Consider the following 14,511-nt stretch of genomic DNA (forward strand, 5'->3'; position numbering starts at 1 on the left):
CCGCCTTGGGGACGCAGAAACTCTGCTCGGTGCGGGCGCGCCTGCGCTCGGCCCCGAGGCGTCCACCCCAGCGCCGCAGCGCGTCGGGCAGGTTGTTCTTCGCGTGCTCCGCCTCGACTAGCGTGGTCAGCGGGACCGCGCCGAGCTTGTCTTCGGGCAACAGCGGGGCGCGCTTGTCGTCCAGGCTCCAGCCATCCGCGGTCACCTCGTAGAACCAGACGTCGTCGGTGCCGCCGCTGTCGGTGCGGGTAAAGAACAGGATGGCTGTGGAGACTCCGGCGTAAGGCTTGAAAACGCCACCGGGCAGCTTGACCACGGCGTCCAGTTTGTGGTCCTCGACGAGGATCTTCCGCAGGTCCCTGTGCGCCTTGGTCGAACCGAACAGGACGCCGTCCGGGACGATGACCGCGGCGCGGCCACCGGGCTTGAGCAGGCGCAGGAACAGGGCCAGGAACAGCAGCTCGGTCTTCTTGGTCTTGACGACGGCGAGCAGGTCCTTGGCGGTCGTCTCGTAGTCGAGGCTGCCGGCGAACGGCGGGTTGGCGAGGACCAGCGAGTATTGGCCAGTTTCACCGGCGGCGCTCTGGGCGAGCGAGTCGCGGTAGCGGATGTCGGGCTGCTCGACCTCGTGCAGCAGCATGTTCATGCTGCCGATCCGCAGCATCGTGTTGTCGAAGTCGAAGCCGTGGAACATGCCATGGTCGAAGTGCCGACGCGTGGCCGGGTCGAGCAGGGCCTCGGGATGGCTCCGTCCGACGTGGGCGGCGCTCTCGATCAGGAAGCCGGCCGTACCGCAGGCAGGGTCGCAGATGGTGTCGCCGGGGCCTGGGGCCGTCATCGCGACCATCAGCTGGATGATGTGCCGCGGGGTACGGAACTGGCCGTTCTGGCCGGCGGTGGCGATCTTACTGAGCATGTACTCGTACAGGTCGCCCTTGGTGTCGTGCTCGTCGAGCGGGAGCCCGTCGAGCATGTCCACCACCTTGGCGAGCAGGTTCGCCGTCGGGATCGTGAACCGGGCGTCGCGCATGTGCTGCTCGTAGGTCGAGCCCTCGCCCCCGAGCTCCCGCAGCCAGGGGAAGAGCTTGTCCCGCACCAGCACGAACATCTCGTCGGTGCTGCCCAGGGCCTTGAAACGCGACCAGCGCAGCTCCTGGGTGGCATCCGTGTACACCGGGTTCTCGATCGGCCTGCGGGTGCGGTTGGCCTTGTTCTCCTTGCCGGTCTGGATGCCGTCCAGTCGGCGGATGAACATCAGGTAGGTGATCTGCTCGATGACCTCCAGCGGGTTGGAGATTCCTCCCGACCAGAACGCGTCCCAGACCCGGTCGATCCTGCTTCGTAGATCACCTATAAGCACGTAGGGAGCCTAATCGACGCCCAGCGTGCCGCCGCTTCGGTGTCGGGACCAGCGCGGCCTTCCGCCACGTCACCGGCGTCCGCACCGGTGTGCGGGAAGGCGACGGTCCGGTTCGACAACAGATGGTCACGGGTGGCGACCAGCGCACCGCCGTATCATGAGACCAGTCCGCAGCCAGCCGGAGGTACCAGCGAGTTGCCGGCTGACCTGCCGGCAACGTTCGCCGAGTTCACCGACTCCTGAGTCGTATCCACGCGGTCGGCGTCTACAACGGCCAACTCGCCCCGCGTCACCGGGCCAGCCGGCTCCGGAACTACCAGATGCGCAGAACGTGCGTTCGGCTCGGTGGATGATGTTGCCGGCCGGGCGCTCACTGAGCGTCGTCCCTGGTCAGGACCCGGGTGGCGACCGGCCGGATGGTGATCTCAGGACCTTCGATAAAGATCGAACGGTTCTTGTTCTGGTGCGTTAGGTCCACATTCGATCATGAATGTAACCTGCGGTGATCTGTGCGGCCAGCCAGCCTCCGCCCCAACGAGGCATTGGTCTCAGTAACCGGCCGCACCGGGCTCAACATAGAGGGCTACCTTCTTTGACGGGGCGAGTCCGTATTCTCCAACGGACCGCGTTCGCGGGCCCGGGAGGCACGGGAGGCCCGGGAGAGACTCAGCTCGCCAGCATCTGCTCGAGTCGCAGCGGGTCGGTAACGTAGACCGTGCCGGCGTGGGCGGATGTGTCGTCGGGCCAGACCACCGTCTCACCGGCCGCAATGCCGGCTACAATGCGCCCGGCGACAATCTCGGGGGCGGCCTTGTCCGCTTCGATACCGGCGAGCATGTCGGTGTCGATCCCACCCGGGTAGGCGCCGATGACCTCAATACCCCGGCCGCGCAACTCCGCGCGCAGCGCCTGCGTGATCGAGTGTGCGGCGGCCTTCGACGCACAGTACCCGGCCATCGGTAGGACCGGGGCAAGCGCGATCAAGGTCAGCACGTTGGCGACTGCAGCGGGTGCATTCGCCGCCAGTACAGGGACGAACGCCCGGGTGACCCGCAGGGTGCCGACGTAGTTCGTGGTCATGTCACGGCCAAACAGGTCGAGGTCGCCGTCCAGGGCGCCGCCGAAGCCGAGCACACCCGCGTTGTTGACCAGAAGGGTGACGTCGGTGGCCGCCTTGGCGGCGGCATCCACACTGGCCTGATCGGTGATGTCCAGGGCCAGGGTGCGCACCCGCGAGTCAGAGCACACCTGCGGGTCGATGGTGTGGGGGTTACGGGCGGTGGCGTAGACCCGGCTCGCTCCGGCGCCAAGCAGTTCGGTCACCAGGCGGGCGCCAAGCCCGCGGTTGGCGCCAGTGACAAGGGCGGTGCTGCCTGCAATGTTCATCGGTTGCTCTCCTGCCGGGGATGTGGGCGACAGATCAACCGTATGGAGCGTGACGATGGCCAGTCGATGACGATCGGTCTCGATTCTTTGTCTATCCGTCTCATCGAGATCAGCCCCGCACACGGATCGCTAGGCTCCGAGTGTGGATCTGCTGGCCGAAGTGCTGGCCGTTGCCGGCGTGCGGGGCACGGTCGCGGCGACCGTATACGCGGGCGACCCGTGGGGGCTGCACCTGTTCGCGATACCCGGAGCGGCGTTCCATGCGATCACCGCCGGGACGGCTTGGCTACGGGTGCCCGACCGGCCCTCCGTGCAGCTCATGCCCGGCGACGTGGTCCTGCTGCCCACGGGTACCGCGCACGGTCTGTCGGGCGACCGCACCGGACCCCTCGAACCCTTCGACCACGCCGCCGCCCACCGGGCGCGGGTTGCCGGCGGCCGGCTCGACATCGGCACCCAGCCGGCGCGGACACGGATACTGTGCGCCTCCTACCGGCACGACCCCGCTGTCACCACACCCCTGCTTACCCTGCTCCCCGACGTAGTGCACATACCGGCAGGCTCGGACAACGCACCGCTCGACGACACCGTCCGGCTCCTGTCGAGCGAGTTGACGCACCCGCAACTCGCCGCAGCCACAGTGCTCAACCGACTCGTCGACGTGCTGCTCATCCACCTCCTGCGGGCCTGGCTCCAGGCCGAACCCCCGCCCCCTTCCGTGTCGTGGCTACGTGCCCTGAGCGACCCTGTGATCGCGGCTGCCCTCACGGCGATGCACACCGACCCAGCCCACGCCTGGACCATCGCCTCCCTCGCCGACCACGTCGCTGTGTCCCGCGCGACGCTGGCCCGCCGGTTCCCCGTCCTCGTCGGTGACACCCCCGCCGCCTATCTCACCCGCTGGCGAATGGACCTGGCCGCCCGCCGGCTACGCGACACCGACGACCCGATCGACGTCATCGCCCGCGCCGTTGGCTACACCTCCGAGTACGCCTTCTCCCGAGCCTTCTCCCGGGCCCGTTCCCAACCCCCAGGCCGCTACCGCGTCCATAGCCGCATCGCCGCGGCCAACACCTTGCGATCGGTGTAGAGGGCATACCGCAGCGCCGCCCGGATCAAGTGGACGGTGCAGGTCTGCACGGTGGTCAGCCCGTAAGCCGTCCCGATCGCGTCGGCGGTGTAGGCCCCGCGAGGAACGACGAACAACGGCAGGACGACGTGGATGCGCCGGCACGACCGGCACCGTGCCTGATCCGGTGGATGTCGGGGACGGTTCGGGCGTCACCGAAACGCTGGCGGTCCACCATCGAGTCATGGAGAAGATGCCGTCGTCCGTCCTGGACGACCCTGCGTTCTCAGTGCCGCGGTGCCCGGCGGGCGGCTCCGGCGTCGCCTGGCTGCGCGGCAGCGTCGCGCGGTTCAGCGAGGGAGCTGACCACGCGTGCCGCCGGAGGCTGATCGATGAGCTGCTGTCCGGCCTGGTGGTCGATCCGCGCCCGGGCGGCGATCCGACCGCGATGCTGCTCACGGCGCTGGGACTGTCGGAGCACCTCGTGGCCGACGTCGCGTCGGCTGCTGCCTCGTACCACCCCCATCTGCCGGTGATACCCGAGGCCGACGACGCCGTCGAGCGGCTCATCGCGGTGTGCGGCGGCCACGACGAGTTGACGGCGGCGAAGCTGTGCGTGCTCGTGCAGGCCCATACCGCCACCCGCGCGCTGATCACCCACCTGCGCCGCGGTGGGGACGGCCCGCCGCCCATCCCGAGCACCCGGCGGGTCGGCCCCCGCGGCGAGACCGTCGAGGTGGACCTGTCCGGGGCACCGTTCGGTAGCGGCCGGCATGCCTGCCCGGGACGGGACCTCGCGCACCGGCTCGCGGCGGCGGCAATGCGGCAATGCGGCAATGACCTTCGCTGACCTGCACCGGGCCGGCGACCCGCTGATCCTGCCGAACGCCTGGGACGCCGCGTCCGCGGCGGCCCTGCTCGTGGCGGGTTTCCCGGCGATCGGCACCACGAGCCTGGGGCTGGCGGCCCAGCACGGGCTGGCCGACGCCTCCCGGGCGATCCCCGAACTCACCCGTCGCCTCGCGCGCCGGCTTCGCGCCCTGCCGTGCCCGGTCTCGATCGACATCGAGGACGGCTTCGCCGACGACCCGGCCGCCGTCGCCGACTACGCGGCCTCGCTGGGAGTCGACGGCATCAACATCGAGGACACCACCCGGGGACGACTCGTTGCGTCCGACGCACACGCAGCCAAAATCGCAGCGATCAAGGACCGGTGCCCGCGCCTGTTCGTCAACGCCCGCGTCGACACGTTCTGGACCGCGCAGGCCGCCACCGTGACCGAGGCCGAGGCCGAGACCGTCGACCGGGCTCGTCGCTACGTCGGTGCGGGGGCCGACGGCGTCTTCGTGCCCGGACGGCTCAATAGCCCGCAGATCCGGCAGATCGTCTCCGCGGTGCCGGTCCCCGTCAACGTGCTCGCCTCAGCGGACCACTCGGTGGCGGAACTGGCCCGGCTCGGCGTGCGGCGGATCAGCTGCGGTTCGCTGCTGTACCGTGCCGCGCTGGACCGGGCGGTGGAGGTGGCGGTCTGCATACGCGACGGCGAACCGGCACCGCCCGCGATCTCCTACGGCGCCATCCAGGGCCTGGCCGCCCGCTACTCAGCCGGCCTCCCACGCGGCGGACACGCCGGCATCGAGTGAGACGAGCACGCTCTCGCCCGCGCCGGTCAGGCGCAGCGCGCGGCTGCCCGGGCGGGTAGTCACCCATCCGCGGTCGAGGAAGACCGTCAGTAGGTGCGCGCCCAGCCGGCCCGCGACGTGCGGCTGGCGCCCTGTCCAGTCCAGGCAGCCCCGGACCAGCGGGCGACGCGGGGAGCCGCCGATCTCCTGCAGGGCGAACCGGTCGAGGAGCGGGTGACCGGGGCCGTCGAGGTGCAGGTCCGCGGTGGCGCCGGCACGCAGCGGTCCGACGATGCCCGCGCGCACCAGCAGCCCGGTCACCTGCAGCCCGAGGTCTCCGGCCATGTGGTCGTAGCAGCGCCGCCCGGCCCGCAGCTCGGCAGCAACCCGGTGCCCGCGCAGCGACGTCACCGGGATCTCGGGGGCAACGACCTGTAGAGCCTCCAGTGCGTACGCGATGTCGGCGTTCGCCAGGGTGTAGTACCGATGGCGCCCGGATCGCTCCACCGTGACGAACCCGTGGGCGACCAGCGCTTTGAGATGCCCGCTGGCCGTCGATGCCGATACCCCGGCCAGGCGGGCCAGATCACCCGCGGGCAGGCAGATGCCCCCGACCAGCCCGACGAGCATACGGGCCCGCGCGGGCTCGGCGATGAGCCGCGCCGGCACCGAAATGTCGGCGTCAACACCCACGCGGCCACAGTAGGGCACCGACCCTTCGACGCCGTCCGAACAGTCACGGCGAACCCGTCGTCAACAACGCGAACCTCGCCTGATGCGGCAGTCGATGAGCATGCGGTCCGCGGGACCTGCCACGGCGGCCGGCACGACGTCGCACTCGCCGTAGAGAGCGAGCGGTGGCAGCCAACGCATCCCGGGCTCATCGACGATCTCGACAAGGGCCACTACGTCCACAACCCAACCGCATGAACAGTCACACCCGAATGGAGAGGTGACGTTCGGGTCCTGGGCGGTCAAGGCCGGCGCATGCTCCAGCGACTGCTGGCACCCCACAGGCGGTCACGGGCTGATCAGCGGTCGGAAGGCGGCCTGTATCTGGGAATCGGGGGGGCTGACGTACCTCGTGGTTTCATCATCACTGTGGATGGAGGAAGGGCAGCTGATGTCGCCGATGTCGCCGATGTCGCCGATCTCTACCCTGGTATCGGTCACCAGCCGTGCGGTTCGTACCTCATAGACGCGAACGGGCAACACCACCCGGTGAAACGTCAGGAGCCTGAAGCCGGTATACCTGCAGGTCTGGACCAAAACTCCAGGCTGGCGCTCGCCGACGCAGAGCACCCGCGTGGCATTGAAGACGTCATCGGCCCTCCACTCGGCGGGGATCTTGTTCACGTACGTTTTGTCGCCGACTATCAGCGCGCGGTTCGGCCCGCCGGACGGGGCGGCCGCGTACGGTACCGGAGCGGAGCAGTACGCCGGTAGACCGGAGCGAGGCGCTTTCAGCAGATTCGGTACCAGTGTGCATGCCTTGACCGTCTCGTCACCATCGGCGGCCGGGGCGACGGCAACCATGCGGTGAGCTGGCGTCACCCTGTCCATGGCGGCCGTCACACGCCGGCAGTCGTTGGCGCGGCTGGCCGCCGCCACGTCCCCCTCGATCCGCGCGATGTCGAAACGGAGGAGGCCGAAGACCAGCAGTACCGGGAGCACTAAGGCGAGGGCGATGGTCCATTGTCTGCCCGACCGGTTCGGCCAGATCCGGCCCCGGCGCGGCCGCCCACCAGCCAGATACCAGCCGTGTCCGATGACGGCCACCCACCACAGCAGCACGACGATCCCGAACCACGGCACCTGCGCGACCGAGGCGAAGATGATGAGGAGCTCGGCTGTGATCAGGGTGACGATGACGGCGAGCTGTCCCCGGCCCAGCATCAGGTACCCGCCACCGAACAGGGATGCGTTGGCAAGCGCGACGGCCAGCGGGTCGTGGGGCCGGGCCGCAGCCTTCGGCCGTGGCTCGGCCTGCGTCATGGGTACGTCCTTCCTGCTTCTTTGGCTCTCGCTCGTCGGCCGGCTGCCCGGCCTCCGTCGCCGGCCACTTAGGCGGGCGGTGTGATGCGGAGGATCACCGTTCGGTTACGGGTGTCACCGGCGGGGGCGTCGGGATGAGGGGGGACGGCGTTGCCGGCCGCAGAGATCGTGAGGGCGGCAGCGGGGACGCCGGCCTGGCTCAAGATCGTCGCAGCGGACGCGGCGCGGGCCAGACTCAGCGCGGTGTTGTCGGGGAACGGGCCGCCGGGGCGTACCGGGAAATTGTCGCTGTGTCCGACGATCTCGACGGCGATATCGGGTATCGCCGCCAGCCGGATACCCAGCCCGGCGAGTGCCGCGCGGCCCTGCGGGCTGGGGGTGTCGTACGTGGCGAACAGCGCGTCGTGGAAGACGACGACCACCTGGCCGCCGGCCTTGGCGATGGTGACCTCCGGTCCGGCTAGGCGCGCGGCCAGGGCCGCCGTCACATTCACCGATTCGGTGGGAGCCGGCGCGGGGGCCGTTGCAGGGGCCGGCGCGGGGGCCGCTACCGCCGGGTTGGTCCGGTCGTGGCCGAACCGCCAGCCCCCGCCGAAGGCGAGAGCGACGAGCAGGGCGGCGACACCGCCCCGGACGCGGCCGCTGCCGCGGCGGGTGCGCAGTCGTTCGAGGCGGCGCAGGCCCGCTGCGGCCCCGTCCGTGGGGCCGTCCATGGCCAGCGCAGCCCGCCAGTGACGCTCGGCGTCGCCGAACCGGCCCTGCTGCGCGTGGATCCGGGCGAGCAAGTCGTGTTCCGCCGCGGTGTGGTCGCGCCCGGTCGCCAGCTCTGTCAGGAGGCTGACGGCGTGCTCGTACCGGCCGGAACGGGCCAGCGTGACGGCCTGCCCCCGGACGACCTCGCCGATCAGCACGGCGTGGGTGGTGTCACCGAGACTTGTAGACATTGCTGTAGGCCTCCGAGTCCGCCTGCCTGTCCTCGGGCGGAAGCAGGTCGACGAGCTGTCGGATCACCGTCCGCAGCCGCTCGATGTCGTTGCTGTCTACAGCACGCTGCCCGTCCGCGATCAGGCGTGCGGCCAGGGCCTGGTCGCGCAGCTCGGACCGCTGTTCGACCAGCTTGGTGAAGCGGGCCATCGCCACGGCACCCGTCTTCCGGTCGAGCATCATGGCCAGGTGACCGGTCAGCTCGTCGACGAGGGTCTTCAGGTGCGCGGCGTCCTGGCCAGCCAGCGCACGGCGAATGTCGGCGGCGAGGAGCTCGTGCCGCCGCCGGTCATTGGCGTCGCCGTATTCCTCGATCATCCCCGGCGCGTCGTGGAGCACCCGGTTCGCCCATTCGACCAGTGAGGGCCACTCCAGCGCATGTTCGACGTCGTCGAGCTTCGCCCGCAGGTCCAGCATCCGCTTGCCGGCGGTGCTCGCCGCGTCCGCGTCACCGTGTTCGGTGGAGGCCACGTCGTTCTCGAGCTGATCGACTGCCCGCTCGTCATCCAGTTCACCGAGGATGGCGAGCGCTGCCGGGTCGGACGTACGCCGCGCGTCGGCGCGCAGGGCATCCAGCCGCTCCTGCTCGGCGTTCAGCGCCCGGCGCAGCTCGGCCGGGGCCGGAGCGCTCTCGGTGGTCAGGTCGTGAACGGCGTCGAACTCCTCGTCGAGGATCGGCACGTACGCCCTGGTGGTCACCAGCCGGGAGGCGTCGATCTCGATCACCACCTCGATCTCGCTGTTCTGCGGGATGTTGCGGGCCACCTGGTCGGCGAGGATCTCCAGCGCGCCCACCTGCCGGTTGCGGTCGGCCCGGGAGTGCTCCCCCTCCAGGATCGGGATCCGCAGCAGGCCGCCCGACTGGCCGCGGGTCAGCAGCACGGTGCTCCGCAGGATCTCGCGGGCCTTGCCGGGGATCCGAGTGCCCTTCGCCAGCAGCCAGGAGACCTCGTTGCCGGCCAGCGCCACCCCGATCGAGTGGGTGAGAGTGGCGGCCGGCGCGACTGTGCCGAGGGTGTAGGTCAGCTCCGCGGGCTGAATCCGCTCGCGGGTTCCGGTCGGATCCTCCAGGACGATCTCATAGGTGTTCCGCCGCTCGGGCTCGGCGCGCAGGGTGGTGATGAACGAGCCGGCCGCCGGCAAAATGATCTTACCGCTGTGCCACGGCGGGCGGGCCTCGGCGTTGACGAACTCGACGGTAGACCCCTCAAGCTTCCGGCCGGCCGGGCCCCGCACCACCCCGCCGACCACAGGCTCCGGATCGGAGCCGATCGGCTTGTACTCAAGGTCCACGGTGTAGGCGACGTCGGGGCGCGCCGGCTCCGCCGGCAGCCGCTGGGTCCCGGCGAAGATCGCCGCGCCGCAGGCCACGACGGTCATCGGGTCCTGGCTGACATCCAGCTCGATGCCGAGACCCTCGGTGAGCCGCCGACGCAGGTACGGCATGAGGGTGGGCCCGCCGACGAGCAGTACCCGGTCGATCTTCTCCGGCGCGAGGTGGCTCTCCCGCAGCGCGGCCTGGCAGATGTTGATCGCGCGGGCGACGAAGGGTTCGGTCAGCTGGTCCACATCCGCGCTGTGCAGCTCGTGGACGAACTCCACCGGGTTCCCGCGGGAGTCGGTGCACAGCGGGGGCTCGCTGATGTCGATCAGTGCCGATCCCGTCGAGGACAACTCGATCTTCGCGTTCTCTGCGGCCGCCTTCAGCTTCGCGATCGCCTGGGCCCAGGTGGGCTCGCCCCGGCCGAAGCCGGGGAGCGAACACTGCTGGAGCAGCGCGGGAATCAGCAGCTGTTCGACGATCGCCCAGTCGATGAGTTTCCCGCCGAGGAAGTTGTCACCACGGTGGTTGACGATGTCGAACTCGCCGTCCCGGATATGCACGACCGAGGCGTCGAAGGTTCCCCCGCCCAGGTCGAAGACCAGCCGGTAGATGTTGTCCTCGTCGCGCTGGAAACTGTAGGCGAGGGCGGCTGCGGTCGGTTCCTGCAGCAGCGGCGACAGTTCCAGTCCGGCGGCCTCGGCGGCCCGCCGGGTGGCGTCGGTCTGGTTCAGCTCGAACGCGGCCGGAACGGTGATGACCGCGGCCCGGACGTCCTCCCCGAGCTGCCTGGTGACATTCGTCTTGAGTGCCCGCAGCACGTGCGCGGACAGTTCCTCCGGGGTCAGCGCCAGACCGCTGTTGGCGAATGTCCTCGCCTGGTCGCGCAGCCCCATCTTGAGCTTGAACTCGGCGGCGGCGTTCGCCGGATCGGACTCGACCCGTTCCCGGGCCCGTTCGCCGACATGGATCCGGCCGTTGCGGTCAGCGTAGACCGCCGACGGCGTCGTGTCGTGCTGGAACGCGTTCTTGATGATGCGGGCCTCAGTGCCGTCCAGGACCGCAATCGCGCTGTTGGTAGTGCCCAGGTCGATGCCGAAGTCCATCGTCGATCGCGCCATCGTTCCTCCTTCCCGGTGGGACCGGTTTTCCGGTGCGTGTGTCGGGGGCCTGCGGGGGGCTCGTCTGGGGCCGGGTCTGGGGCCGGGTCGGGTCGGGTCAGCGCACGGGAATGCCAACGACGACCTCTCCGGTCTGCACTCGCCGACCGTGGAGGTAGACGCTCGGCCGCAGGGTCTCCAGGACGATCTCGTCAGTCAGCCCGTCGGTCTGCTGGAACTCCAGGACCTGCAGGTCGAGACCGGAGTCGTATCGGGTGTGGTCGTGCTCCTGAACCTCGACGCCGGCCGCGGCGAGGGCACTCCAGAGGGAGTCGAACTGCCGCTGCAGCCGGCGGGTGTCCGTCGTGCGGCCCCTGTCCTGCGCGGTGTCGGAACTCTTTGCCGGGCCGGAGTTCTTCGCCATGTCGGAAAGGCGCCGGCCCATTCGCCACAGGCCGGTCGCGAGCTCGGCCACCGCCGGCTGGCCCAGCGCCTTCTCCGCGGCCGGGTCCGCCGCCTGCTCGCCGGGCGCCGGTACGGGCCCGGCTTCCCGGGAAGCATGGAGCACCGCGGCCCACTCCCCCGGCACGGACGGTCGGGCAATGCGGAACTCGCGAGGATGCCGCCACTGGCGCAGAATGTCAGCCACTGCCGGCCCCCAGCGGCCGCTCACCGTGCTGCCATCCCTGACTGCGCAGTTCCGCCATCGGTGGGAAGGAGGCGATGTGGTCCCGTTGTTTTCGCTCGGCGCGAGCGGTGACGGTGTTCGCGTCGACCCAGCATGTGACGAACGCGACGACGATGGCCAGGAAGATAAAACCACCGCCGGCGCCGGAGAACAGCATCGTGGGAATACTGATCGAGACCACGAAGAACAGGATGTTACGCAGCCCGGTCAGACATCCCTGGTTCTCCGAGCGGGACTGACAGGTCCGGCAGCGCGGCACGGTGACCTGCATATTCCTCCAACGTATTCTGGGGTATTCATGGACCACGTCGCCGTGCATCCACATCTTGATCGCCGCGGTGGGGTCGGTCGGGTTCTCCTGACAGATCCAGCAGACGAAGCGCAGGGAGCTCGTCTCGAGAATTTTCCGGTTCTCGGCCAGCCGGTCCCCGATGGCCTCGGATGCCGCCGTCCGCTCGGCCCGGGTGAGCACGTCGGTCATCCGCATGTGGTCGCGGGCGGTACCGGCGTCGGCGGTGTCCGAGAGATCCCGGGTCTGGTCGAAAAACAGCACGCAACGCAGCGTGTCGAGGGCGACCTTGTCGTGCGTGCGGACCCGCGTGGGCTCCTCGGGGGGCAGCAGGAGATCAAGCCGTTCGAGCGGCCCGGCGGAATCGGCGAGGATGCGCTCGGCCTGGTCCAAACCATTCTTCTGAGTGTCGGTGGCCACCTGGACGGCATCGTCGCAGAGCCGGCCGATCTGGTCGGCCCAGGGCGCGCCGGCCGCACGCAGGGCGGCGTCGAGCGCATCCCGGGCTGTGTCCCCCAGCTGTGCGTCGCGCATCGCCGCCAGCTGCCTCTCGGCCCGGCCGATATCGTCGGCTGTGATGGCGGCGACGACGATCTCGGCACCGATCCTCAGCAACGCGCTAGGCAGCGCCGAACGAATCCCGGCGGCGAGGCTTTCGTCGAGCCGGGCGTTGGCGGCGTGCCGGATGCGCGCCACCAGGCTGTCCCAGACCCGGTCGTCGCTCAGGACGAGCCCCCAGCGGCGGTAGACCGACACCCAGTCGGGCTGCGCGGTGTCGGCGGCCAGTTCGGCGTCGAGTGCCCGTACGTGCTCGAGCACCGCGAGGTTGTGGACTGCGCTCGCGGCGTCCGCGGGCACCGTCAGGTCACTGTTCTGCGCCGCGGTGGTCCAGTGCCGGACCGCGGCGTTCGAATCGCCGGCGGCCAGGGCGGCGAGCGCTGCGTCCTGCGGACCGCCCGATTGCGCCGGCCAGAGCCAGAAGAACTCGTCGACCAGCCGCTGGCGAGGATCGCCCAGCCGGTCGAGAGCGGCGCGGATGTCCCCGGCGGACGGGGTCGGCGCCAGCGCCAGGATGTCCGAGGTCGGCAACTGCCCATCGGTCTTCTCGATAACGGCGAGCCTGTCGGCCATCCGTCTGATCTCCCGTCCGGTGGACGAGAGTGCCAGGCCGGTCACCCGGAAGGCGTTCTGCCGGTAGATCTGCGCAGACACCCGCTGCAGCGGGTCGGCGTCGGTGCCCTGGGTCGTCACATCGTCACCCCCTTGCGCCACAGCCGGATCCGTGACACGTACTGGTCACGTAGCCCGGGCCATTTGTTGAAGGCTTCCTCCATCAGATCGGCGGCCTTGTCGCACTGGCCCGTGGTGGCGAGGGCCACCGCCTGGCGAGCCATCCGCAGCGCCGCGGCCTCATCCGCGGACGATGACCGGCCGAGCACATTCTTGCCCGCGGCGATCTCCCCGGCCGGCCCGGGTTCCTTCTCTCGCGGCTGCGGCGGCGCCGGCCTCTCTGGCTGCCACGCATCCAGGTCGGCGAGCATCTCGGCGGCCGACGGATAGCGCTTCGCCGGGTCGAAGGACAACGCCCGGGCGACGATTGCGTCCAGTGTTCCATCCACCGCGAACCGCACCTCGCCCGGCAGTACGAGCGTGCCCGTGTTCCAGGCAGCCGTGATCGGGTCGCCGGCGGAGCGCCGGGGATATGGAAGCCGGTCGGTCAGCAGCAGGTAGAACAGCGCGCCCAGAGCCCAGACGTCCCCCGGCACCGATGCGAGATGCGGGTGGAGCAGGGTCTCCGGCGCCATGAAAGCGATGGTTCCCTGGGAGCTGGCCAGCAGGGTCAGGGCACTGACCTTCTTGGCGAGGCCGAAATCGCTGATCCGCACGCGCAGACCGGCCCCGTCGTAGCCGACCAGTATATTCTGCGGCGTGATGTCCCGATGGACGATCGGCGGGGACTTCCGATGGGCGACCGCCAGGCCGCGCGATATCTGCCGCATGACGTCCACCGCGGTCGGGATGGGCACGAACGCGTCGCCGTACGACGACCAGAAATTGTTCAGGGTACCGCCGGCCACGTATTCCATGGTGAAGTATGCGTATACTCCGTTGTCCGTCTCGACGGTGTTCGCCTCAAACACGCGGATGATGTTGGGGTGACCGATGCCGGACAACAGCATCGCTTCGCCGAGTGCGGCATGCACCTGCTCCCCGGACATTCCTACGTGCCGGAAGACCTTCATCGCCTGTCGGCCCAGATACCGGTGCTCGACCCGGTAGACCTCGGCAAAAGCCCCCCTGCCCAGCAACCGCTCAACCTTGTAGGTATCCCGGATGACCTGCCCCTCGCACAACAGGACCATACGTGAGACCTCCGGCAGCACAGATCCAGATGTTCGTTATCGCGTGCCGACTTCCGCCGCCGACTCGAGAACCTGGGCGACAGATTTTCGGCCGGGTAGTTGAGCGCTACACCTCCACCACAATCTCCACGGAGAGATACGACATGTTACCGGAGGGTGATGATCGTCGGTATCCATCGTAAGACTCTCATCTAAAGCCTCGTCCAGGCTATACAGAAGAACAGCGACGGGGGGCCACTGGGCACTTTCTCGCAAACATTTGCAGACGTCGTCCGCCGTGACCAGACGATTGAGGATCTTCCAGCAGGCCAGATCCGCCGAGTCCGTTCATCGC

Annotated in this window: 13 protein-coding genes and 1 pseudogene; 3 read left to right on the forward strand and 11 right to left on the reverse strand. The window is 69.4% G+C overall.

What is annotated here, in order from left to right; all coding sequences use genetic code 11:
- Window positions 1–1,360, reverse strand: a 1,360-nt coding sequence (locus U9983_RS22105; RefSeq protein WP_322755858.1) for a class I SAM-dependent DNA methyltransferase, incomplete at its 3' end; no start/stop codon positions are given.
- A gap of 666 nt (window positions 1,361–2,026) precedes the next feature.
- A complete protein-coding gene (locus U9983_RS22110; RefSeq protein ID WP_322755859.1) occupies window positions 2,027–2,746 on the reverse strand; it encodes an SDR family NAD(P)-dependent oxidoreductase in 720 nt (239 codons plus the stop codon).
- 142 nt (window positions 2,747–2,888) lie between these two features.
- Between U9983_RS22110 and U9983_RS22115 the strand changes: the two genes are divergently transcribed.
- Window positions 2,889–3,836 carry an AraC family transcriptional regulator gene (locus U9983_RS22115; protein WP_322751945.1) on the forward strand — a complete coding sequence of 316 codons (948 nt, stop codon included), beginning with the start codon at window positions 2,889–2,891 and terminating at the stop codon, window positions 3,834–3,836.
- On the opposite strand, the pseudogene U9983_RS22120 reads toward U9983_RS22115, so the two are convergent.
- Window positions 3,800–3,916 (reverse strand): annotated as a pseudogene (locus U9983_RS22120) (transposase); the annotation flags it as partial. The gene U9983_RS22115 and the pseudogene U9983_RS22120 sit on opposite strands and share 37 nt — an antisense overlap.
- 74 nt (window positions 3,917–3,990) lie before the next feature.
- Between U9983_RS22120 and U9983_RS22125 the strand changes: the two are divergent.
- Both U9983_RS22125 and U9983_RS22130 read left to right on the forward strand, forming a co-directional pair.
- A complete protein-coding gene (locus U9983_RS22125) occupies window positions 3,991–4,665 on the forward strand; it encodes a hypothetical protein (RefSeq protein ID WP_322755860.1) in 675 nt (224 codons plus the stop codon).
- Complete coding sequence (locus U9983_RS22130; protein WP_322755861.1) at window positions 4,652–5,458, forward strand: isocitrate lyase/phosphoenolpyruvate mutase family protein; 807 nt, start codon at window positions 4,652–4,654, stop codon at window positions 5,456–5,458. Before U9983_RS22125 ends, U9983_RS22130 begins: the two co-directional genes overlap by 14 nt.
- Here the strand turns inward: U9983_RS22130 and U9983_RS22135 are convergent.
- The 8 genes from U9983_RS22135 to U9983_RS22170 all read right to left on the reverse strand — a co-directional run bounded on the left by U9983_RS22135 (window position 5,417) and on the right by U9983_RS22170 (window position 14,177).
- Window positions 5,417–6,130, reverse strand: coding sequence for a helix-turn-helix transcriptional regulator (locus U9983_RS22135; RefSeq protein ID WP_322755862.1), 714 nt, complete (start codon window positions 6,128–6,130; stop codon window positions 5,417–5,419). The two genes, U9983_RS22130 and U9983_RS22135, sit on opposite strands and share 42 nt — an antisense overlap.
- Window positions 6,131–6,190: 60 nt before the next feature.
- The gene (locus tag U9983_RS22140; RefSeq protein WP_322755863.1) at window positions 6,191–6,352 is read right to left on the reverse strand and encodes a hypothetical protein; all 162 of its coding nucleotides are present in this window, start codon (window positions 6,350–6,352) and stop codon (window positions 6,191–6,193) included.
- Window positions 6,353–6,457: 105 nt separating this feature from the next.
- Window positions 6,458–7,432 carry a hypothetical protein gene (locus U9983_RS22145; RefSeq protein WP_322755864.1) on the reverse strand — a complete coding sequence of 325 codons (975 nt, stop codon included), beginning with the start codon at window positions 7,430–7,432 and terminating at the stop codon, window positions 6,458–6,460.
- A gap of 68 nt (window positions 7,433–7,500) precedes the next feature.
- Window positions 7,501–8,376 carry an OmpA family protein gene (locus tag U9983_RS22150; protein ID WP_322755865.1) on the reverse strand — a complete coding sequence of 292 codons (876 nt, stop codon included), beginning with the start codon at window positions 8,374–8,376 and terminating at the stop codon, window positions 7,501–7,503.
- On the reverse strand, window positions 8,357–10,858 hold the full coding sequence (locus U9983_RS22155) for an Hsp70 family protein (RefSeq protein ID WP_322755866.1): 2,502 nt from the start codon (window positions 10,856–10,858) through the stop codon (window positions 8,357–8,359). Before U9983_RS22155 ends, U9983_RS22150 begins: the two co-directional genes overlap by 20 nt.
- Before the next feature lie 97 nt (window positions 10,859–10,955).
- Window positions 10,956–11,486, reverse strand: a complete 531-nt coding sequence (locus U9983_RS22160) for a hypothetical protein (RefSeq protein WP_322755867.1) — start codon at window positions 11,484–11,486, stop codon at window positions 10,956–10,958.
- Window positions 11,479–13,086, reverse strand: coding sequence for a hypothetical protein (locus tag U9983_RS22165; protein ID WP_322755868.1), 1,608 nt, complete (start codon window positions 13,084–13,086; stop codon window positions 11,479–11,481). Before U9983_RS22165 ends, U9983_RS22160 begins: the two co-directional genes overlap by 8 nt.
- Entirely contained in the window at window positions 13,062–14,177 is a 1,116-nt protein-coding gene (locus U9983_RS22170; RefSeq protein ID WP_322755869.1) for a serine/threonine-protein kinase, read from the reverse strand. The genes U9983_RS22165 and U9983_RS22170 overlap by 25 nt, the downstream gene beginning before the upstream one ends.
- Window positions 14,178–14,511 lie beyond the last annotated feature (334 nt).

It is taken from the genome of Protofrankia sp. Cas3 (assembly GCF_963555955.1).
Classification (GTDB): domain Bacteria; phylum Actinomycetota; class Actinomycetes; order Frankiales; family Frankiaceae; genus Protofrankia.